Raw genomic sequence first — 21,758 nt, forward strand, 5'->3', positions numbered from 1 at the left:
TCCTGAAAGTAGCAAGCCTCCGCAAGCCACTTTCAGCGAAAAACCAAAAATATACAAAATCGAGAGGAGAAAAAAGACACATTTTTCTCCTCTCGATCTGTTTTTCAGGACTTATTAGACAGCCCCTTTTTTAAATTAATGAACACTTTTTGCTGTATTTTTTAGAATTTCGATAATTCGTGTTCTAGTAAATAGTCAGATGATTAACTATACTTCAATGTAAGCGATACCAAATATTTAAATAATCCGTTAAAGGGGTGTAAATATGACTAGTGCTGTAATCAGTCAAGAAGAGAAGACGTTGAAAAAATTATTAGATGATGCAGTAAAAATTGGGAAATTAGCCGAGAAAGAAAATGCTGAGGCGGAACAAAATGCAAATATTTCAGCAAATGTAGCCCAAGCAATTAAAGATTCTCCAATTTCAAAAATGATGTTGCCGAAAGAATATGGTGGACCTCAAGTAAGTTTAAGAGAATTTGGAAAAATTGTTCAAACGGTGGCCTATTATAATGTTTCCGCTTCGTGGTTAACTTTCCTATACCCGTTGCATAATACTTTACCATCTTTTTTAGAAAAAAAAGCAAGAGATGAAATTGTAAATCAAGGAGGGTTAATTAGTGATATTTTCGCTGCCCTTGGTACTGCCGAAGAAGATGGAGACGGCTATCGTATAAGCGGAACATGGGATTTTGCAAGCGGGGTTAACTACAGCGATTGGATTGGTGTAGGAGTAAACATGCAATTACCTGGTATGGATGAACCAGAAGTTTGCCTACCAATTCTAAAAACGTCAGATCTGCAAATTGTGGAAAACTGGGATACATTTGGACTTCGGGGGACAGGAAGTAACCGGATTATCGCAGACAATGTCTATGTTCCAAAAGAAAGAGTTCTTCCAGTATCTCGTTTAGAATTTGCCGGTAGGCCGCCAGAAGAAGATTATGATAAAGATTATCCATTCTATCATATTCCCTTCTTCCCTGCGTTCTATCTTGGATTCCCGTACATGGCACTTGGTGGTACAAAGCGTATCATTGATGAATTCAAGAGCGCTACCGAAAAACGTAGACGTCTAATGGATAACGGTCTATTAGAAAGTGAATCTCCTAGAAGTCAACGAGTGATGGCAGAAATCACAACCGACTTTCAAGCTGCAGAAGCATTAATGGAAAGCTATATCACAAAGTTGGAACAGTCTAGAAACAGTGATAATCCTACTTCCCCGGCAGAATTTTTTGCTATACGAACAAAAGTGACAAAAATTTGTACAGAAATAGCCGTACGAGTGTTAATTACCCTTGGAGGGGCAGCACTATACAAAGGCGGACCAATTGAACAATTTTTCCGTGATATTCTATCCGTTGCTACACACAAAACTTCACTATACGAAGATTCTGTTCAAGCATATGGAATGGAGTTATTTGGTTTTGACAGTGGCGTACGAGGATAACAAGTATAACCTCCCCCCTGTTCAAAATATAAAAAACAACAATTGGTATATTTCACAATGTAATATTTTGTATACGGAGGGTTTAATTTGAAGACCATTTGGAATGAATTGGCTGACTTAGAATTTAAACTATATTACGTTGATGCGAATGGAGTGAAAACGCGAGTACTAGAATCCGGTGAAGGTGAACCTTTGATTCTTCTTCATGGCACTGGTGGTCATATTGAAGCCTATGCCAAAAATATCAGAGGTTTGCGAGAGCATTTTCGTGTCATTGTTGTTGATATGCTAGGACATGGCTATACAGAAAAACCAGATAAACCATATGGTATTGATTCCTATAGCGTTCATCTGCTTGATTTATTGAAAGCAATGAATATCGATAAAGCGTATATCTCTGGTGAATCGTTAGGAGGCTGGGTAGCAGCTTGGTTTGCAGCTCACAATCCCGGATACGCAAAAGCATTAGTTCTGAACACACCTGGGAACGTGAATAGCGACCCAGAAGTTATGGCACGATTAAAACAATCTACAGTAAATGCTGTTGTGAATGCAAATTATGAAAATGTAAAAACACGCTTAGAATGGCTCATGTACGATAAGTCCGTCGTAACAGACGAATTAATTGAAAACCGTCGTCAAATATATTCACAGCCATCTTATCAAACAGCTGTTTATAACATCGTTCATCTTCAAGAGATGGAAGCAAGACAAAAATACATTTGGGATCCATCCTGGTGTGGAAATATTGATGTTCCAACATTGTTAGTTTGGACAGATCACGATCCTACTTCTTCTGTAGAACAAGCTGGTCCAATTAAAGATATGATTCCAGATGCCGAACTGGTAGTGATCAATGACGCTGGACATTGGCCGCAATGGGAGCAAGTAGAAGCTTTCAACAAAACATTAACAGATTTTATGTTAAAACATAAGTAATTTTGTTATAAGAATTCATTCATTTATATTTAACATTTACTAATAACTAGAGTTGGATGGTGAAGATAATGATTTATCGTTTAGGTTATGCCAAATTAAATGTTTCAGACTTAGAAAAATCACTTGATTTCTATGAAAAAACGCTTGGATTTATTAAGACAAAACAAGAAGGAAAAACAGCTTACTTACGCGCAGTGGAAGAGTTTGATCAATACTCTTTAATCTTACATGAAGATAGAGACAATGTTTGTCTCCATCATTTTGGACTTCGCGTATCAAGTGAAGAAGCTTTAGACGAGATTAAACAGAAAAATGAAGAGCTTGGTGTAGAGATGGAAGAAGTAAAAGATGAGGATCTTGGTAGAGTCATTAAAATAGTGACTCCAAGTGGTCATCCTGTCGCATTTTATCATCATTCCCCACAAGTGAATGTATACCATGGTGAAAATAGAGACGTCATTCTTCCAATGAGAAGATCTCACTTACAAAACGGAGTACCACCAGTACGCATTGACCACATGAACATCCGTGTCCCGAATGTAAACAAAGAGTGGGATTTCTGGAAAAACTTTGGATTCAGCATGTCTGAATACGTAGAAGGTGACAATGAAAACGAAAGATATGCTGCTTGGCTTCGTCGCGAACCGTTCACTCACGATATCGCATTAGTGTACAAGGAAGTGGCCTCCCTCCATCACGTTGCGTTTATCGTAGATGGTGTAACAGGTGTTGTGAAAACCGCAGACATCTTGGCAGATGCAGGCTACCGTGATTCGATTGAATACGGCCCTGGACGCCACGGAGTAAGTAACGCATTCTTCCTTTATATTAAAGATCCAGATGGACATCGCATTGAAATTTATGCGGACGACTATAAGCGTGATCTTGACCAAGAACCAATCGGATGGACACAGGAAGCATATGAGAAAAACGGTCGTCTATGGTGGGGTTCTGAAGTTCCAGCATCCTTTAAAGAAACGACTCCAATCAATAAAAACTTTATTAAAAAAGACGAGTTAGTGAAATAGTTATTGAAACGACGACGCTCTTAGCTATCAATATTCGGATAAATACAAGAACAGGAAAAAATAGCGTAAAAGAGCGTCTGTCGTTCTTTTTCTAATACTGCAGTTTAACATTTTTTAAAGGAGGACTCAAACATGGATGATCGTACATTTAGAAATGCAATGGGGTGCTTCGCAACGGGAGTTACTGTCATTGCCACAGAAGTAGATGGAGAAGCTCATGGCATGACAGCAAATGCTTTTATGTCACAATCACTCAATCCTAAGCTTGTTGTCATTTCCTTAAAAGAAGATACAAATATGTTGAAGAGAATAAAAGAAAGTGGCCATTTTTCGGTGAATGTTCTCTCAGAAGACCAAAAAGATTTGTCCATGATCTTTGCTGGTCAAATAAAAACTGAAGAAAAAATATCCTTCGATTCCTTAGACGGAAAACCAGTTCTTTCAGGAGCACTAGCACAAGTTGCGTGCAACGTGAAATCCGAATACGTTGAAGGAGATCATACCCTTGTTGTCGGACAAGTATCGGCTGTCAAGCTAGAAGATGGAGAGCCTCTTATTTTCTCTAAAGGGCAATATCGAACCTTAGAGAAACCAGTACCAATGAAGAATTAAGATTTAGAAGAAGGAGTGAGAAAATCCTTATGAAAACAATACACCTAAACGCTAGTAATCTAACATACTGGACCAATCAGTCAACCCCAAATGTTATGGCTTTAGGATTTTTTGATGGAGTACATCACGGTCATAAAAAAGTCATTCAAACAGCAGCTAACATTGCCAATGAAAAGAATGTTGCGCTTACAGTAATGAGTTTTTTCCCCCACCCTAAAACGGTGCTATCAAAAACAGGGGAACAACCATTTCATTATTTAATGCCACTTTCGAAAAAAGCGTCCATTTTAGAGTCCTTGGGTGTTGACACTTTTTATGTGGTGACATTTGATAAGGATTTTCTTTCCCTTCTTCCAGAACAGTTTGTGTCCAAATACTTGTTGGATATGAATGTTGTGCACGTAGTAGCTGGATTTGATTTCTCTTATGGTTATCGCGGAACGGGTCATATCGATCGACTAAGACGTGATGCTAAGAACAAAATCGATGTAACAAAAGTAGATAAGGTAGATTTTGGTGGGAAAAAGATTAGTTCTACATGGATACGTGAGCTCATCTCTCACGGAAAAATGGACAAATTATCCAAAATTCTCGGAAGATATTATGAAACCGAAGTACAGTGGAATGGGAAATACTTGCAATTATCACCATATTATATGCTCCCAGCTTCTGGATATTACAAAGTAATTCTTTCCAAAAAAAACAAACTTCAAGAAGAGACAGAAGTCTTTATCCCCGAAAGTGACAATGGCATCTATTTACTCAAAAACACGAAACATCAATTTTTTTTCAAAGAAAAATGCAAAATCACTTGGATCCGACAAATGTCTATGGCACACACATTACATTCAACAAATGCCTCTATTATATAGATTAAAGGAGAATAAGAGAGATGAACATCAAGGAAGCCGTGTCTGCGCTTATCAAAGCAGAGAAAACGAAACAAACGATTGACCCTTTTACATCCAATCACAAAATTACTAAAGACGAAGCATATCAAATTCAATTAGGCGTAATTGATTACAAATTAGAAAACGGCGCAAAAGTAGTTGGGAAAAAAATTGGTTTGACTAGTAAGGCGATGCAAGAAATGTTAGGAGTTAATATTCCGGATTACGGTCATCTGCTTGATTATATGATCTACCGCGAGAAAGAAGCCATCTCATTAGAACCGTTTATTCAACCAAAAGTAGAATTTGAAATTGGATTTGTTTTAAAAGATAAACTACAAGGTCCCGGAGTTACAACAGAAGATGTGATTAAGGCAACGGATTATGTTGTGCCAGCCATTGAAATCATTGATAGCCGGATACATGATTGGAAGTTTAAGTTTGAAGATACCGTTGCAGATAACGGATCATCTGCTGGTGCTATACTCGGGAAAAACAAAAAAGAATTAAGTGACATCAGCCTCCCTGAAGTAAAGATGTCTTTATATAAAAATGACGAATTTATCGAATCCGCTTACGGCTCCGCTGTGATGGGGAATCCGATGGAAGCAGTTGCGTGGCTCGCAAATGAGGTCGGTCACTATGACATTTCCCTGAATCCTGGAGAAATCATTCTTTCTGGTGCCTTATCAAAAGCAATGTCCATTGAACCCGGAGATCATTTTAAAGCTGATTTTGAAAACTTAGGAACTGTTTCAGCCGTATTTGAAAACTAAGGAGGTACTTTTTCATGTCAAAATGTAAGGTTGCTATTCTTGGTTCAGGAAATATTGGAACCGATTTAATGTATAAAATAGAAAGATCAAATGAACTAGAATTAACCATAGTAGCAGGAATTGATCCTAACTCTGAAAATTTACGCATTGCGAAAGAACGTGGCTATCTCACAAGCACAAAAAGTGTGGATGGGTTGTTAGAATATTCAGATGAATTTGACATGGTGTTTGATGCGACTTCTGCAAAAGTTCATAAATATCACAGCGATAAGTTAACCGCCATTGGAAAACAAGTGGTTGACTTAACTCCTGCGGCAATTGGTCCTTATGTTGTTCCACCAGTAAATTTAGATCAGTTGAAAGATGAACTCAACGTGAACTTAGTTACTTGTGGTGGTCAAGCGACCATTCCGATGATTCATGCCATTCATCGCGTTTCACCCGTTGCCTATGCCGAAATTGTCGCAACGATTTCAAGTAATAGCGCTGGTCCAGGCACACGAGCAAATATTGATGAATTTACACAAACAACAGCAAAAGCTATTGAAGTTGTTGGTGGTGCGAAAAAAGGAAAAGCAATTATCATTTTAAATCCGGCGGAACCACCAGTTATTATGCGTGATACAATTCATGTCACGTTAGAAGAAGAAGGAAAAGAAGAGGAAATCCTTCAATCAATCAATGACATGGTAAAAGAAGTACAAACGTATGTACCGGGATATCGTATGAATACAGAACCACAAATGACAGGAAAAAACATTTCTGTCTTTATCGAAGTAGAAGGTGCAGGTGATTTCTTCCCTCCTTATTCCGGTAATTTAGACATCATGACAGCAGCAGCTACACAAGTTGCAAATGAATTGGCAATCAAACGAAGAAACGTACAAGAAGAGGTGAAGTAAGATGACAAAACGTAGTGTTGAAATTCTTGATGTAACGCTCCGAGATGGTAGTCACTCTATGAAACATGCATTTACAAAAGAGCAAGTGAGAGAAACCGCAAAAGGACTGGACAAAGCGAAAGTAAATTATTTTGAAGTGTCCCATGGAGACGGATTAGGTGGTTCTTCCCTCCAATACGGCCTTTCCTTAGTGGATGAACTAGAATTAATCGAAGTTGCAGCGTCTGTATGTGAATATTCCAAGATCTCTGTGTTGCTTCTCCCTGGAATTGGAACAAAAAATGATTTAAATGACGCCGTTAAAGCAGGAGCAAAAATGGTTCGCGTAGCGACACACATTACAGAAGCAGACGTCGCAAAACAACATATTGAATTAGGAAGAGAACTCGGATTAAAAACAGTCGGATTTTTAATGATGGCGCACATGGCTCCAGTGGAAAAGCTCGTAGAACAAGCAAAACTGTTTGAAAGTTACGGAGCAGAAGTTGTTTACGTCACAGATTCCGCTGGCGCATTGTTACCTCATGAAGTCACCGAAAGAATCACAGCTTTAAAAAATGAACTTTCTTGTGAAATTGGATTCCACGGTCATAACAACTTATCGATGGCGATGGCAAATACCGTTGCTGCCGTACAAGCCGGGGCAACATATATAGACGGAAGTTTACGGGCACTCGGTGCTGGGAGCGGCAATACTCAAACGGAAGTGATGGTCGCCGTACTTGAAAAAATGGGCTACAACACCGGAATTGATCTTTATAGCATTATAGATGTGGCGAATGACGTAGTAGCACAATATATGCCACGTCCTCAAGAAATCAATGGCTCCAGCTTAATCATGGGCTATTCTGGTGTGTACTCCAGCTTCCTTTTACACACAGAAAAAGCCGCAAAAAGATTTGGGATTGATGAAAGAGATATTTTGATTGAGTTAGGCAGAATGCAGGCAGTTGGAGGACAAGAAGATTTAATTTATGAAGTAGCTGCAAAAATCGCTCATAACTCTTCAAATACACACACGGAAGCTCCAATATCATGATATGCAAGAAAATGTGGAGCTTCGTGGGAATACCTTTTACTACGGTATTCCCTATTCCCATAGTTAAAACACTTATTAAAATATGTTTTTGAAAACGATTCCATAATAAAGGAGAGAAGTCCGTTGTCTTTATATAAAAGAAAACATGGTGAAGAACAACCATATTGGCCCATCGGTTCTTACAAATTAAGACTCCCATTCATCCATTATAGGATAGAAATGCCGGAATTGATCCAAGGGATAGTTCTCTTTACAGCGGGTTTAGGGATGATTGAAATCATGACCGGATCAATGGGGATTTCCTATGAGGCAGCATTAACAATCACGATTTTAAATCAATTTTTAATGTTACTTCCATCGACTTTTGGAGTTCCTTTAGTATCTGGTTTTATTACTGCAATCGTTCCACTGATGGTAGTATTTCTAAATGGTTATGAAGGTACAGAGGCTATACAAGCTGTAGTTGCAGTCCAGCTCTTATTAGCTCTTCTCTTCCTCATTTTTGGAATTAGTGGTTTAGGTGAGAAGATTGTTGTTAATTTACCATCCTCATTAAAAGCCGGTATCTTAATAGGTGCAGGTATCGCAGCAATAATGACTGAGATTGAACCAGGAGGTCGTTTATCTGAAACTCCTATTGCTATTACTGTAGGTGGTTTATTATGTTTATTTACAATGTTTTCATTGTATTTTAAAAGATTATCTAGTAAAAAACGTTTTATCCGTCTAATAGCTAGTTATGGAATTGCCCCATCAATCATTGTAGCAATTATCGTTGGATGGGCTGTTGGAGAATATCCAGCTCCTCCTGTCGAATGGGGCATTACAGTACCCGCACTCTCAGAAGTTTGGCAAATAACTCCATGGGTCATTGGTTTCCCTAGTATGGATCTTTTGATTGCATCCATTCCAACTGCCATACTAGCATACGTCATCGCTTATGGAGATGTAGTCGTCGGGGATGAAATGATTCAAAGAGCGAAAAAAGCAAGGCCCGACGAAAAAATTGAATATACATTCGGGCAATTGTATATTTTAACGTTTATTAGAAATCTATTAAACGCATTGTTTGCTCCACATCCAGGGTTAGCAGGACCAATTTATACAGCTGGTACTGCTTCTGTAACAGAAAGATATACGTATGGTAGAAAAGCAATGGATTCCTTATTTTCAGGTACAAATACCATGCTCATTGCATTTTCTATCGGTATATTCTTATTACCATTGGTTACTTTTTTCCGTCCGTTTTTACCAATTGCACTATCAATCACACTTATCTTAACTGGTTACCTATGTATTACTATTGGTATGCAACAAGTAAAAACAGAAATTGAAAGAGGGATTGCTGGAGTAATGGCAATTGTCCTCGCCATCTATGGCGCAGCAGCTGCTTTGGCATTAGGATTAGTATTGTACTTTACAATGGAATTTACCGGCATAAAGAAAAAGAAAAGCAATCAAGACAAAGAAGAAATACAACAAAATGTAAGTTAGCAAAATGATGTCGGGAAGTCTGAGAAAAGACATCCCGACTAAAAATCATTTATTACAAAAACTGTCCGCCCTTCTTTTACACATTCACAATTAATTTTCCATACGTTTTTCTACCTTGTAGCGCTTCAAGCCCTTCCACCACTTCATTAAACAAGTATTTTTTATAAATCAACGGTTTTATTTTTCCTTGCTCATACAAGTCGATAAGTTCCTTATGCATTTCTTGCACTCTTTCTGGATAGACACGTTTGAAATAACCAAAATGTACACCAACAAGAGAATAATTTTTAATTAACACATGATTCATCGGAGCTTCTGGAATATGACCGCCGGCAAATCCAATCACAAGGATTCTCCCGTCAAAAGCGATACATTTTCTTGATTTTTGAAATGTCTCGCCTCCAACTGGATCAAAAATAACGTCCGCTCCCTTCCCCTCTGTTATTTCTTTTACAATGGGAATAAAATCTTCCTCCCGATAATTAATTGTAAAATCGGCTCCTATTTCTTTACATTTCTTTAATTTCTCCTCACTTCCTGCAGTCGCAATGACAGTGGCACCGTAGGCTTTCGCAAGTTGAACTGCCGCAGATCCTATCCCCCCGGAAGCGGCGTGAACGAGAACTGTTTCTCCTACTTTTACATTCCCGCGGTATTTCAAGCCGTACAAAGCACTTTGATAAGTGATATGTAAAGAAGCCGCGTCATCCGAACTCATACTATCAGGAATGGTGTACACTTCTCTTTCATCTACGACTACTTGTTCCGCATAACCTCCATTCGGTAAAGCGGGAGTTGCTAATACTCTTTGACCTACTTGCAGCGAAGATTTTTCTCCCACTTCCGTAATCACACCAGCTACTTCTGCTCCTGGAGTAAAAGGCAAATCAGGATCTTCTTGATACTCTCTGCGACAAAGCAATATATCAAAAAAATTCATCGCAAAAGAATCCACTTTCATTCTTACTTGATTTGCTGAGAGTTCTTGTTCTGGAATATCGGTCATTTGCAGTGCTTCTTTCGGTTCCCCATATGTGGTCACTTGCCAAGCCTTCACAACCCCACCCCATTTTAAAATAATTATTTCAAGATTTATTACAAACGAAATTATCTGAAAAGTTTATAGATAAAATTTTAGCAACATTTTTACATAACGACAACCTTTCCTAGAATTCCTACTTCTTGTTACTATGTGTAAATGCCATAACTGGATTAGAGGCTGTTCAAAAAGTCTGAGAGTTGACTCTTCGGACAGCCTCTTCATTTTCATTCTTGGCCAATCGCTCTATTATTCTTCCACAAACAAACGTAAGTCTTCATTTAACAGTCTTGATAAAATAAGAATGTTTTAACGTCAAGCCCGGCGAAATGGTCTATCACACATCTAATGAAGATCCACTTGCGTCAAGATTCTTTCATGAAAGTGAGACGTTTCGTTGCTCCTTACTCACAATACAGCTCCTCCTGAAATTTTAATAGATTCTCCCACAACGTTAGAAGCAATCCCTGTAAGCAAAAATCCTGTAATATTCGCGATTTCTTCTGGTTGAGTGAGAGTGCCAGACGGAATAGATTCAGAAGTTATTTTCATTTGTTTCTCATAAGAAATATTGTTTTCTTTCGCTTTTCGCGCGATAATTTCTTTTGCCATTTGTCCCTCGACAAATCCAGGACAAATTGCGTTCACATGGATATGATGTTGAATCGCTTCCAAAGCTAACGATTGAGTGAAGCCGATGAGTGCGAATTTGCTAGCTGAATAAGGAGCATTACCAATCGTTCCACGCAGTCCAGACAATGAAGCAATGTTCACGATGGAACCTTGCTTGTTTGGAATCATTTTTTGATAAACGAGTTGAGTGAACAATACAGTGGAAGTGAAATTAAGCGTCATGACGTCGTGCAAAAGTTCCTCTGACAAATCCTTCACCATACTTCGTTTCGCTACTCCGGCGCAATTTACTAAACCGTTAAATGTTCCGTGGGCAAGTTCTGAAGCTTCAACAATTTTCTTACGATCTACTGCGTCATTTAAATCACCAAACTGAATGAAAATATTTTCTTTCGGAACGAGATTTTCTAATTCTAATTTTAACTGTTTTAACTTCTCTTCATTTCTCCCTGTCAAAGAAATTTTTGCTCCCATCTGAGCCACTACTTTCGCAATTTCTCTTCCTATATCTCCCGTTGCTCCTGTTATGAGTACGTGTTTTTCAGCTAAAGCCGTAGGAGAAAAAATCAACCTCAATCACATCCTTTTTGATTTTTTAAATGACAAACTCAGAGGTTCTTATAACTGCATGGCCTATTAATCGTTCATTGTTTCATTTACAATTTGCTTATTCATTTGAATCGTTTCAATGAATTTTTCCATCGTTGCAGTTAAATAACTATCTGCTCTTCTGATAAAAACCGTTTTAATTTTACTATATTTATTCGGTAGAGTGTGGCAGCGGACGAGTCCTTTTTTTTCTAATTCGATAACGGATGATCTCGGGGCAAAAGTGATGCCGAGTCCGGCGATGACACTTTGCAAGATTGTTTCTAACGTTCCAAATTCCATCACCTTTTTCGGACTGATATTTTGATCTTGATACCATAACTCAAACCGCGCACGATAACCACAACCTTTACTAAAACATAAAAAAGGTTCATCTTGTAATTCTTCGAGAGAGGAAGCTCGCACGTCAGAAACGACCACTAATTCTTCTTCAAATACATCATAAGAAACGAGATCCGGATGAAAATCTGCTTCACTAACAAATGCTCCGTCCAATTTATAATGGAGCACATCATCTTGTAACGTATCAGTGACTCCTGTAATTAACGACAAATCTACATTTTTATACTTCTTCACAAAGGAAGATAAAATTTTTGGTAAATGGATGACTGTTTCGACGGCTCCTATTTCCAATTTCCCTGCTGGTTCATCACTTCTTTGAACGGCCTTTTTCATTTCGTTCGTTAACGACAAAATTTTTTCGCTATAAAAGAGCAACTTTTTTCCTTCCGGGGTTAAACTCATGCCACGACGATGGCGATGAAATAGTGGAGTATTTAGTTCGGTTTCCAGCTTTTGAATGCGTGAAGTGATGTTCGATTGGACATAACTTAACTTCTTTGCCGCCTCGGTAATCGTTCCTGCTTCCACCACCGCTTGAAAAATCTCCAAATCTTTAAACTCCATCACACTGCCTCCCGCTACATTGTTTATTTATATGGTATCACAAATAATGATGGAAATCATAATTTATATTCATTTTACGAGATGTTAATTGCAAGCGATAATGGAGATAATAGTAATTGTTCGGGAGGTAAGAGTACATTGAAAAATAGGATGTTATTAGGGGCGTTTTTTTGCTTTGTAGCTGCCGCTTCGTGGGGAGCAATGTTTCCGGTCGCCCATTCAGCGTTTGAACATATCGATCCTTTTTATTTTACACTTATTCGCTACATTGGAGTAACCGTTATATTAGTTCCATTACTTTTATGGAAAGAAGGAAAAAAAGCTTTTCGTTTAGAAGGAAGAGGCCTTCACTTATGGTTCTTTGGAACAATGGCCTTTGTTGTCTATAATTTACTCATTTTCTGGGGAGAAGATTTACTTGGCGAGCCGGGAATCATGGTAGCATCGGTGATGGAAGCACTCATGCCAATGATCTCCATCGTCATCGTATGGGTACTATTTCGGAACCGTCCCGAGCGCTTCACCTCTCTTTGTGTGATCGTCTCCTTTATTGGTGCGATGTTTGTAATAACAAAAGGGAATTTTACTGCTTTTCTCACTGGAGTGGATCAAATCATTCCATCCCTCTTCATCTTTATTGCTGTTGTTGGTTGGGTTATTTATACGATGGGTGGCGATCAGTTTAAAGGTTGGTCTGTGCTACGCTACTCCACTTTAACTTGTTTACTCGGAACATTGACGGCCCTTGTCGTTGTCACGGGAGTAACATTGACGGGTTATATTTCGGTTCCAACAGTGGAAGTGTTGCAAGCAACTTATCCTCATCTCTTGTTTATGATTATCTTCCCCGGCCTCATTGCACTATTAGGATGGAATTTCGGAGTAAGTATTTTGTCGCCAATCAATGCTCTTTTATTTATTAACTTTACTCCACTAACTACTTTAGCAGTGTCCATTTTTCAAGGATATCATATTACGGTCTTTGATATCGTTGGAACAGTTTTCATCATTGTTGCGTTAGTGTCTAACAATATGTATATAAGATTAGAAAAACACCAACTTTCAAAACAACAAATGTCGGAAAGTTTGCGTGAAAATATATCCTAACAAAAAAACGTCTTCTCCTATCTCTTCTTGAGTAGGAACAAGACGTTTTTTTTATTGCATTATTATTGTTTCACTAAAAGAGAACGATCAATTTCTGAAATCGTACTTCTTCCAGAGAGTGCTAAGGTTAAGTCCACATCAGCAATCAGATTTTGAAGAACTTCCGATACTCCTTTTTCTCCGCCTACCGCCAAACCATAAGCATAAGGTCTACCAACTAAAGGTGCATACGCCATCGTAATCCTTCCTGGTTGAAATTCCATTAAGTCAACAATATTTGTTTGAGGAGAAAACTCCATATTTTCTACCTCCTTCTTCCTTTTACAACATGTGAGATTGTTGATAGTGAGAAAGATCGCGACTAATGAGACTTGCTGTATCTTTTAGAACCGGGAGAAATTCTTCTATCATTCTCTTTTTACTCACTCTTCCGGCATTGGCGGAACAGTTGACGGCGGCATACGCTTCATTTCGACTATTGAAAATAGGAACTGCAATCGAGCGAACTCCTTCCTCTAACTCTTCATCTGCCAACGCCCATCCTTGCTTTACAATTTGATCTAACTCTTCACGTAAATCTGTAATGTTCGCTTTTGTTTTTTCCGTTAATTGTTTCAGACGTAAGTTTTCTAAATACTTCTCTCTTTCCGAAGTTGGTAAATACGCAATCAACACTTTTCCCATGGATGTCGCATACGCAGGAAGACGAGAGCCGATATTTAACGTAATTGACATAATGCGTTCAGTCGGAACTCGTGCAACGTATACAATTTCATCTTGATCAAGAACGGAGATTGAAGCCGATTCTTTCGTTTGTTTCACCATATCTTCCATATGGGAAGTAGCGACATTCCAAATATTTTGCGATGAAAGATACGAATACCCTAGGGATAACACCCTTGCTGTTAACATGTATCTTCCATTTTTCTCTTTGGCAAATCCTAATGCCGTTAATGTTAATAAAATACGTCTCACGGTCGGACGACTATACCCTGTCATTTCCGCAATTTCCGCAACAGAAAGAACAGGATTTTCCTCCGAAAAGGTTTGAATGACGTTCAATCCTTTTTCCAAACTTTTAATAAAATCTCGAGACGCTGATACATTTTCTATCTCTTTCGTCACTGTCTTTACCCCTTTATCTAAATTTTATGTAAACTAATGCTACCCAGCCTCTTTATACCATAACGGACCGAGTTTTAGAAGAATGGCGCGTTTTCATGGAACTTGTGAAGCAGTTTCAATTAGTTGACAAATCCCCCTTTCCATTATAGAATAACACAAAACGTACAAAAAATCGTATTGCGGTCAATTGTTAGTAAATTTATATTTTTCATTTTACGGGAGGAAGACATATGACGGTATTAACACCAGAAAGTGCCCAACAAGCGATACAAAAAGTGAAAAGTGGCGATGTCATTATGGTTGGTGGCTTTGGGCTAATTGGTAGCCCGCTGACATTGATCGACGCACTTACGAAACACGATGTCTCAGATTTAACGGTAATTAGTAACAACGTCGGGGAAGCTGGAAGAGGTTTAGGAATTTTGTTACGTCAAGGAAAATTAAAAAAAGCGATTGGATCTTACTTTACGAGTAATCGAGAAGTAGCGCAGTGGTACAACAAAGGAAAGCTTTCTCTCCAATTACTGCCACAAGGTACCCTTTCAGAAGCAATTCGAGCGGGGGGAGCTGGTATCGGTGGATTTTATACGAAGACAGCTGTAGGAACAGACCTTGCGAAAGGCAAAGAAACGAAAGAAATAGACGGAGAAACATACGTCTTCGAAAAAGCATTAAAAGCAGATGTAGCTCTCATTCGCGCCTGGAAAGCCGATACGAAAGGAAATCTCGTCTACTACAAAACAGCAAGAAACTTTAACCCGATGATGGCCACTGCCGCCAAATACGTCATTGCAGAAGTGGATGAAATTGTAGAAGAAGGGGAGCTTTCTCCAGAAGAAATTGTCACTCCTCATTTGTTTGTCGATGAAGTGATCAAAAGCCGATTGATCTTAACGAAAGAAGGAGTGGTGGAACGTGAATAAAAAAGAAATTATTGCCAAAAGAGCCGCCGAAGAGTTAAAACCGTATTCTATCATTAACTTAGGGATTGGCATTCCAACGTTAGTTGCAAATTATTTGGATAAAGATAAATATTATTTACACACGGAAAACGGCATGCTCGGCGTGACTTCTGTAAAGGAAGATGACATCGATCCATTACTCGTAAACGCAGGAAAACTGCCTGTCGGTGAAGCAGTGGGAGCGTCTTACTTTCACAGTGCAGACTCCTTTGCAATGATTCGCGGAGGTCATGTCGATGTAGCTATTTTAGGTGCGCTCCAAGTCGATTCGGACGGACTCGTTGCCAATTATGCCATCCCAGGAAAAGACATCATCGGAGTAGGCGGAGCGATGGATTTATTAGTAGGCGCAAAACAAATTATCGTCACCACCAATCATGTTTCCAAAGACGGTTCACCGAAATTGATTGATAAATGCACTTATCCGATTACGTCTACAAGAAAAGTAGATGTCATCATTACGGACATGGCTGTTTTTAAATGGAAAGAAGGCGGCTTTGAATTAACTGAACTCGTTGGTGACACTTCCTTAAAAGAAGTCGAAGAAAATACAACGCTTTCTTATCGCATTAGTAAGCGATTACTGCAAAAAGAAAGTTCATAATGGATTCAAACGATTCGTGTGTATTTACATCTTCCCTTACGCTAGGAATAACAACCTCCCATCATGGAATTGGACTAGACACGCTTCTAAGAAAAAATTAAAGAACATTGAAAATATTCAATAAAAAGAAGGAGTCCAAAAGAGAGTCGGACTCCTTTTCATCCATGCATCAAGCAATTCTACCAAGGTATTGAAGTGCATACTTACTGTTTTAACTACGTTGAAAAGAAAGGATTTTTTCCTATTTGTTTTATTACAAATAGAAAAGTCTCACTCTCCATTCCAAGAACCGCTTTGTTATCCAAAAATTACAAGTCATCTTTCATTCGTACCAAAATTCCTTTTCTCATACATTGCAAGAATATTTCCATAATAATATTTACTAGAAAATAACGTTTATTGATAGTAATCAAAAATATCCCACCTACTCATTCGGTGAGAAGCGTTTCATTTCATCACGTGTGTTAACGAAAACTGAATTCACTCCTAGATCACTTGAAGACTTGCTTTCAGAAGAACTTCAGCAAACTTTTCTCCATTGTAGTTTTTAAATGCTCCCCGTTCTCCACTAACTTTCGGAATAAAAAAGTTTAATTTAATTAGTTGACAATTCATCAGTTCTCCTACATATTATAATAAACATATACATTTACTATGAATTAAATGGGTTGGTGAGAAGGATGTACTTAACACTACATGGAGTGGGGAAAAGTTTTAAGAACAATACAGATGAGCCGGTAAGGGTGTTGGAGAATATCGATTTTGATATAAAAAAGGGTCAATTTGTATCCATCGTGGGACCATCGGGATGTGGAAAATCCACCTTGCTTTATTTAATTTCCGGTCTTGAAAAAGTGACAGAGGGAGAAATTCAAGTCGCCGGCAAAAAGGTGACCGGCCCTAATCCTAATCGAATTGTTGTTTTTCAGGAAGATGGGCTTTTTCCTTGGGCAACCGTGCTTGACAACGTGACTTACGGGCTTCTTTTAAAGAAAAAACCGAAACAAGAAGCGAAAGAAAAGGCGATAGAAATGTTGAAAACTGTTCATTTAAGTAAGTATATTGACGCTTATCCTCATCAGCTTTCTGGTGGGATGAAGCAACGGGTCTCAATCGCAAGAGCACTTGTTATGGAACCGGATATTTTACTCATGGATGAACCCTTTGCTGCTCTTGATGAACAAACGAGAATGACGTTGCATAACGAACTCATTGACATTTGGAAAAAAACAAAGGTGACGATCCTTTTTGTCACCCATAACATTCGGGAAGCGGTGACATTATCTGAAAAAGTGATTGTCATGTCTACTCGTCCTGGAAAATTAAAAAATACTTTTACCATTAACAAATCAGAGGACGGGGTGACACCGGATCATATTGCCTTTGATTTAGAACAAAAAATTTTAAGTGAGTTGGAAGAAGAGATGGAGAAAGTGTTAAAGGAGGAACTTGGAGATGATTACAACTTTAAGACGCGTTCTGTTCATCGCGATACTTATGGTGATATGGGAAGTGGCATCTAGACTATCACCAGTTCCGGACTTTATGTTTCCAGGAGTTCTCCAGGTTCTTGAAACATTGTTTACCGGACTGTTTAGCGGTCAAATTACAGAAGCGATTTTTAGAAGTGTTGGGCGTTTACTCATCGGTTTCTTTATCGCTACCACACTCGGTCTTCTCCTTGGTTATTTCATTTGGCGGTATAAGCTTGTGGATGATACGCTCGGATTTCTCGTCGTTGCCTTACAGTCCATTCCAAGCATCGTCTGGCTTCCACTAGCAATCGTCTGGTTCGGGCTTGGTGAAATGGCCATTTTATTTGTCGTCACAATTGGAGCAACATGGACGATGACCATCACGACAGCTAGCGGATTTAAAAATGTTCCAAAGCTCTATCGGCGGGTTGCGAGAACATTTGGCTCCGGCGGCCTTCATTTCGTTCGAACCGTTATTATTCCAGCCTCAGTCCCTCAAATTATTTCTGGTATGCGCCTAGCTTGGGCCTTTTCATGGCGGGCGTTAATGGCGGGGGAACTGCTCGGGGCGGGAGGAGGACTCGGACATTTACTTGAAACCGGACGTTCTCTCGGACAAATGGATTTAGTCATATCCGTCATGATTATAATTGCACTGATTGGAACAATTATTGACAATGTCGTCTTCACAAGACTAGACAAACGCGTACAGAAAAAATGGGGATTAGCAACATAACTTCTTTCATTGAAAAAACAGAAGGAGAGATAAAATGATCAATAGGTTCTTATCACTAGTCGTTTTACTTGTTTTGGCCGCCTTCCTCACAGCATGTGGTTCATCGAGTACTAGTGGAGAAGACGAAAAAGAAGTAACAATCGGGTACTTCCCGAACTTAACCCATATTGCTACCATCGTTGGCTTAGAAAAAGGCTATTTTGAAGAAGAATTTGGCGAAGAAGTGACAATAATTACTCAAACGGTAACAAATGGCGGACTATTTATGGAAGCAATGGCTACAAATTCAATTGACGTTGGCACCGTCGGACCTGGTCCACTTCTCAACACGTATGTCCGAGACCAAAGCTACCATATCATCTCCGGTGCTGTAAATGGTGGAGCGGTGTTAGTCGCAGACGGTGACAGCGGTGTGGAGAGTATTGCTGATTTAGATGGAAAACGCGTGGCCATTCCAGTAATCGGAAGTACCCAAGACGTCATGTTGCGAAAAACACTGGAAGAAGTTGATCTCACCACTACATCAAGCGGTGGAACAGTCGAACTATATGCGGCTGATCCGGCAGATACGACGACTCTATTTATTCAAGATTCCGTCGATGCAGCCGCCACTCAAGAGCCATGGGGATATGTGCTCGAAACCCAAGCAAATGGTGTGAAACTTCTCGATTGGGATGAATTCGCCTGGGGGAAAGAATCTACTAACACAGTCGTCGCTGCCGCTGAAAGATTTTTAGAAAATGAAGAATTAGCAGAAGCGTACGTACGAGCACATCTCCGTGCCGTACAATTTATTCAAGAAAATCCGAAAGAAAGTCAAGAAATCGTCATTAAACATTTGAAAGAATTAACCGGTCAAGAACTCAATGAAGACGAAGTGGAAGCCGCTTTTAACAACTTAGAAGTAACGACAGACGTCAACGAACAAGTCATCCAAGAAATGGCGGATATCAGTTTAGAAGCAGAATATATCCAAAGTAATGACATTGAAGGTTTAGTGGACCTTACTATCTTAGAATCCGTGCAAAATGAATAATTCACCAGAAATAGCTGTTGCCAGTATGGGCGTTTATGGGCGTTGGCAACAGCTTTTTTGTGGAGAAGCAAAGAAGAATTAGCGTCATTCTTTTATCTTTTTTACAAAAAAGTTACGTTCCACTGAAGAAAATTAGGGATTTTTCATAGGGAACTATTCTTTTTCGTTCTTCATTCCTTCTTCAAATAATCGTTCAACTTCTTTTATATTTTTTGCACGATATATTTTAGGAGTAAGGCTATGCCAAACGTTTAAATCAGTAATTTGATCTACCCATTCTAACAAAGTATTTGCTTCTTCTCCGAAACGAGCTTGTAGATAATCTTTCACCATACGTTGACTGTACGACGTTCCGCCTTTTCTTCCGCCAATCGAATCACTCTCGCCATACTTGCCACCACCATCCGTTTTTCTATATATTCCTGATCAATGAACTTATCACTAATTGCAATAATCGTTGACATTAGCCGTAATTGCTTGTCTTCGTCACGTATTTTCTTCGTTAACTCTACCGTCTCAATTGCACGCTCAGAACGGTTTACACTACTTCGCATTAAAGGGAGAAAAATTAGATTTAGTTCGTCAAGTTCCGTTAATTCTTCCCCACTTTCTACCTTCGCCCATAAATCCTGCATGATGGAATCTCCATCATAATCTCCCATAAAAACAGCTTTTGTTTCATATGTGACAGAACCATAATTCTTCACTTCCAACGCTTCAGCAATATTTGCGCCGTATATGACAACCGTTCGAATTGGCTTTTGGAATTTGTCATAGGCACTCACATCATACTGCAAAAAAACGATCCAAATCTTTCTCCGAAAAAGTCGTTTGAAACTCCAAATGCAAATATGTGTCATCTGCAAGTAAAAAGATAAAGTCCATGCGTCGATCTTGTACTGAAATCTTTGGCAAATCAGTCGGTTCTACCCGGACAATTGGGGCAGTTTTAATACCATAAAAGTCAAGGACTTTTTCACGAAACTGTTCGGTCATGTTGCGAAAAATAATGTCATAATTATTGTATGCAACATCCGTTCGTTTCTTCAATTTCCGTACATCCTTTCTTTTATTTTACCACAATCAAGGCCGACTTAAGCTCAATGAAAAGGAGCGGTCATGACATTAATAAATTTCCAACCCATGGATACCGCTCCATTTATTATAACATAAATTAAGAACATATGTTTGTATTTTAGTGAGTGTCTCACCTAATAGAGAAATTTCATCATTTTCTCCTATTTTTTTCAAATAAGATCCTAATTGTATGGGGGTTCTTACAAATAAAAACTGGTGCACAAATAAATGTGCACCAGAAATTTTAATTTTGTTATTTTAGTCATCAACATTTTCATTGTTTGGGACGCTGAATAAAATGCTTATATACTTTCTATTCGCCACGAAGATCAAACCATATATCGCCGTATTTTGCTAAAGGTTTCTCATCATTAGCATCTACAAGAAATGGTACCCATCCTTCAATTTCTCCACCTTCATACAAATCAGAGCGAAACTCCGGATCAAGTCCAGCAACACTCACAAAATCTTCATAAGAGGCACCACCAGCACTAACAATATCAAATTGTTGTGGATTAACATCAAATGGTTCCTCTTCTACTTCAATTAATTGCAAGCGAAACTTCGCTAAAATGTATTCTTTCCCGTCACCTGGTTCATCATTAAATTCATTACTGGCCTTCACCATTTCCAAAGCTTCAGCGCCACTAATGGATTCTATTAATTCCATTTCATAATGCGCATCACCGAACAACCAATCGCTCACTTCAACATCTACACTCACACCATGCGCCACTGGATTATTACGTGTTCCAAACTCTTCTTCTTCAGATTCTTCAGTATTTTCCTCGTCACCATTGCTTGATGTTTCCTCAACGATTTCATCGTTTGCGTTATTTCCTTCAGACTCGCTCACTTGTGATGAACTTTCACCGCAAGCCATCATCATTACAACAAAACTTAACATCACAAAAAACATAATAATTTTTTTCATTACGCTATTTTCTCCTTATCTTTTTGCTTATTTTTTCTTTTTACATCCCAAAACAATAGTCCACTCATGATGAGACCAAGTATACCCCACACTGTGACATCAGAATAATCACTAGTTGCACCAGCTAAAAGACCTAGCAAACCACCAATACCTAAAATCCACTTCGCTACATTTGTTAATTTAAAAGCAAACGCCCCACCTACTAAATACAAAAACGCTACCAATACACCAATGGCTCCAGCACCGGCTGTTGCTTCTTCACCAACCACCTCAGATAGCACGCTTACGGTAAAACTTTGAATACCTACAATAAAAGATATAATTATTGCAATAATACCAATGGCTATGTTCATTAAATCACCCCCTTTCAAAGTGAAAGTGG

At 38.8% G+C, this 21,758-nt stretch carries 26 protein-coding genes; 15 read left to right on the forward strand and 11 right to left on the reverse strand.

Features of this window, described 5'->3' with window-relative positions; all coding sequences use genetic code 11:
* The first annotated feature begins 265 nt into the window (after nt 1-265).
* The 9 genes from GJS40_RS06075 to GJS40_RS06115 all read left to right on the forward strand — a co-directional run bounded on the left by GJS40_RS06075 (nt 266) and on the right by GJS40_RS06115 (nt 9,133).
* Nucleotides 266-1,453, forward strand: a complete 1,188-nt coding sequence (locus GJS40_RS06075) for an acyl-CoA dehydrogenase family protein (protein ID WP_270896941.1) — start codon at nt 266-268, stop codon at nt 1,451-1,453.
* Between the two features lie 87 nt (nt 1,454-1,540).
* The gene (locus GJS40_RS06080; RefSeq protein ID WP_270896943.1) at nt 1,541-2,392 is read left to right on the forward strand and encodes an alpha/beta fold hydrolase; all 852 of its coding nucleotides are present in this window, start codon (nt 1,541-1,543) and stop codon (nt 2,390-2,392) included.
* 68 nt (nt 2,393-2,460) lie between these two features.
* Complete coding sequence (hpaD, locus tag GJS40_RS06085; protein WP_270896945.1) at nt 2,461-3,420, forward strand: 3,4-dihydroxyphenylacetate 2,3-dioxygenase; 960 nt, start codon at nt 2,461-2,463, stop codon at nt 3,418-3,420.
* 132 nt (nt 3,421-3,552) lie between these two features.
* Entirely contained in the window at nt 3,553-4,032 is a 480-nt protein-coding gene (locus tag GJS40_RS06090) for a flavin reductase family protein (protein ID WP_270896946.1), read from the forward strand.
* 29 nt (nt 4,033-4,061) lie between these two features.
* Nucleotides 4,062-4,904: an FAD synthetase family protein gene (locus GJS40_RS06095; protein WP_270896948.1), complete on the forward strand. Its 843-nt coding sequence runs from the start codon at nt 4,062-4,064 to the stop codon at nt 4,902-4,904.
* A gap of 20 nt (nt 4,905-4,924) precedes the next feature.
* On the forward strand, nt 4,925-5,698 hold the full coding sequence (locus GJS40_RS06100) for a 2-keto-4-pentenoate hydratase (protein WP_270896949.1): 774 nt from the start codon (nt 4,925-4,927) through the stop codon (nt 5,696-5,698).
* Between the two features lie 14 nt (nt 5,699-5,712).
* Nucleotides 5,713-6,600, forward strand: coding sequence for an acetaldehyde dehydrogenase (acetylating) (locus GJS40_RS06105; protein ID WP_270896950.1), 888 nt, complete (start codon nt 5,713-5,715; stop codon nt 6,598-6,600).
* Nucleotide 6,601: 1 nt separating this feature from the next.
* Nucleotides 6,602-7,639 carry a 4-hydroxy-2-oxovalerate aldolase gene (gene dmpG / locus GJS40_RS06110; protein WP_270896951.1) on the forward strand — a complete coding sequence of 346 codons (1,038 nt, stop codon included), beginning with the start codon at nt 6,602-6,604 and terminating at the stop codon, nt 7,637-7,639.
* Nucleotides 7,640-7,762: 123 nt separating this feature from the next.
* Nucleotides 7,763-9,133: a solute carrier family 23 protein gene (locus GJS40_RS06115; RefSeq protein WP_270896952.1), complete on the forward strand. Its 1,371-nt coding sequence runs from the start codon at nt 7,763-7,765 to the stop codon at nt 9,131-9,133.
* A 76-nt stretch (nt 9,134-9,209) separates the two neighbouring features.
* Here the strand turns inward: GJS40_RS06115 and GJS40_RS06120 are convergent, their stop codons facing one another.
* The 3 genes from GJS40_RS06120 to GJS40_RS06130 all read right to left on the reverse strand — a co-directional run bounded on the left by GJS40_RS06120 (nt 9,210) and on the right by GJS40_RS06130 (nt 12,320).
* A complete protein-coding gene (locus GJS40_RS06120) occupies nt 9,210-10,190 on the reverse strand; it encodes an NADPH:quinone oxidoreductase family protein (protein ID WP_270896953.1) in 981 nt (326 codons plus the stop codon).
* Nucleotides 10,191-10,580: 390 nt separating this feature from the next.
* On the reverse strand, nt 10,581-11,375 hold the full coding sequence (locus GJS40_RS06125) for an SDR family NAD(P)-dependent oxidoreductase (protein WP_270896954.1): 795 nt from the start codon (nt 11,373-11,375) through the stop codon (nt 10,581-10,583).
* 66 nt (nt 11,376-11,441) lie between these two features.
* On the reverse strand, nt 11,442-12,320 hold the full coding sequence (locus tag GJS40_RS06130) for a LysR family transcriptional regulator (protein WP_270896956.1): 879 nt from the start codon (nt 12,318-12,320) through the stop codon (nt 11,442-11,444).
* A 150-nt stretch (nt 12,321-12,470) separates the two neighbouring features.
* Between GJS40_RS06130 and GJS40_RS06135 the strand changes: the two genes are divergently transcribed.
* On the forward strand, nt 12,471-13,427 hold the full coding sequence (locus tag GJS40_RS06135; RefSeq protein WP_270896982.1) for a DMT family transporter: 957 nt from the start codon (nt 12,471-12,473) through the stop codon (nt 13,425-13,427).
* A gap of 62 nt (nt 13,428-13,489) precedes the next feature.
* Here GJS40_RS06135 and GJS40_RS06140 read toward each other — a convergent pair whose 3' ends face one another.
* Together GJS40_RS06140 and GJS40_RS06145 are read right to left on the reverse strand one after the other, a co-directional pair.
* Complete coding sequence (locus GJS40_RS06140) at nt 13,490-13,726, reverse strand: alpha-hydroxy-acid oxidizing protein (protein ID WP_270896957.1); 237 nt, start codon at nt 13,724-13,726, stop codon at nt 13,490-13,492.
* A 22-nt stretch (nt 13,727-13,748) separates the two neighbouring features.
* Nucleotides 13,749-14,552 carry an IclR family transcriptional regulator domain-containing protein gene (locus GJS40_RS06145; RefSeq protein ID WP_270896959.1) on the reverse strand — a complete coding sequence of 268 codons (804 nt, stop codon included), beginning with the start codon at nt 14,550-14,552 and terminating at the stop codon, nt 13,749-13,751.
* Nucleotides 14,553-14,782: 230 nt separating this feature from the next.
* On the opposite strand from GJS40_RS06145, the gene GJS40_RS06150 reads away from it, so the two are divergent.
* Together GJS40_RS06150 and GJS40_RS06155 are read left to right on the forward strand one after the other, a co-directional pair.
* Nucleotides 14,783-15,475, forward strand: coding sequence for a CoA transferase subunit A (locus GJS40_RS06150; protein WP_270896960.1), 693 nt, complete (start codon nt 14,783-14,785; stop codon nt 15,473-15,475).
* On the forward strand, nt 15,468-16,118 hold the full coding sequence (locus GJS40_RS06155) for a 3-oxoacid CoA-transferase subunit B (protein ID WP_270896962.1): 651 nt from the start codon (nt 15,468-15,470) through the stop codon (nt 16,116-16,118). Before GJS40_RS06150 ends, GJS40_RS06155 begins: the two co-directional genes overlap by 8 nt.
* A gap of 486 nt (nt 16,119-16,604) precedes the next feature.
* On the opposite strand, the gene GJS40_RS06160 is transcribed toward GJS40_RS06155, so the two are convergent.
* Nucleotides 16,605-16,733 carry a hypothetical protein gene (locus tag GJS40_RS06160; RefSeq protein WP_270896964.1) on the reverse strand — a complete coding sequence of 43 codons (129 nt, stop codon included), beginning with the start codon at nt 16,731-16,733 and terminating at the stop codon, nt 16,605-16,607.
* A gap of 65 nt (nt 16,734-16,798) precedes the next feature.
* Here GJS40_RS06160 and GJS40_RS06165 point away from each other — a divergent pair, with 65 nt between their 5' ends.
* The 3 genes from GJS40_RS06165 to GJS40_RS06175 are packed head-to-tail and all read left to right on the forward strand — an operon-like array spanning nt 16,799 to nt 19,365.
* Nucleotides 16,799-17,641, forward strand: coding sequence for an ABC transporter ATP-binding protein (locus GJS40_RS06165; RefSeq protein WP_270896965.1), 843 nt, complete (start codon nt 16,799-16,801; stop codon nt 17,639-17,641).
* Entirely contained in the window at nt 17,574-18,329 is a 756-nt protein-coding gene (locus tag GJS40_RS06170; protein WP_270896967.1) for an ABC transporter permease, read from the forward strand. The genes GJS40_RS06165 and GJS40_RS06170 overlap by 68 nt, the downstream gene beginning before the upstream one ends.
* A gap of 34 nt (nt 18,330-18,363) precedes the next feature.
* Nucleotides 18,364-19,365, forward strand: coding sequence for an aliphatic sulfonate ABC transporter substrate-binding protein (locus GJS40_RS06175; RefSeq protein WP_270896968.1), 1,002 nt, complete (start codon nt 18,364-18,366; stop codon nt 19,363-19,365).
* Between the two features lie 153 nt (nt 19,366-19,518).
* Here the strand turns inward: GJS40_RS06175 and GJS40_RS06180 are convergent, their stop codons facing one another.
* From GJS40_RS06180 to GJS40_RS06200, 5 genes are all read right to left on the reverse strand, one after another.
* A complete protein-coding gene (locus GJS40_RS06180; protein ID WP_270896969.1) occupies nt 19,519-19,698 on the reverse strand; it encodes a hypothetical protein in 180 nt (59 codons plus the stop codon).
* Nucleotides 19,692-20,162 carry a hypothetical protein gene (locus GJS40_RS06185; RefSeq protein WP_270896970.1) on the reverse strand — a complete coding sequence of 157 codons (471 nt, stop codon included), beginning with the start codon at nt 20,160-20,162 and terminating at the stop codon, nt 19,692-19,694. Before GJS40_RS06185 ends, GJS40_RS06180 begins: the two co-directional genes overlap by 7 nt.
* On the reverse strand, nt 20,152-20,415 hold the full coding sequence (locus GJS40_RS06190) for a hypothetical protein (protein WP_270896971.1): 264 nt from the start codon (nt 20,413-20,415) through the stop codon (nt 20,152-20,154). Before GJS40_RS06190 ends, GJS40_RS06185 begins: the two co-directional genes overlap by 11 nt.
* A 340-nt stretch (nt 20,416-20,755) precedes the next feature.
* Entirely contained in the window at nt 20,756-21,376 is a 621-nt protein-coding gene (locus tag GJS40_RS06195; protein WP_270896972.1) for a DUF4352 domain-containing protein, read from the reverse strand.
* Nucleotides 21,376-21,729, reverse strand: a complete 354-nt coding sequence (locus tag GJS40_RS06200) for a hypothetical protein (protein ID WP_270896973.1) — start codon at nt 21,727-21,729, stop codon at nt 21,376-21,378. Before GJS40_RS06200 ends, GJS40_RS06195 begins: the two co-directional genes overlap by 1 nt.
* Between the last annotated feature and the right edge of the window lie 29 nt (nt 21,730-21,758).

The organism is Aliibacillus thermotolerans, from assembly GCF_027853235.1.
Classification (GTDB): domain Bacteria; phylum Bacillota; class Bacilli; order Bacillales; family Marinococcaceae; genus Aliibacillus; species Aliibacillus thermotolerans.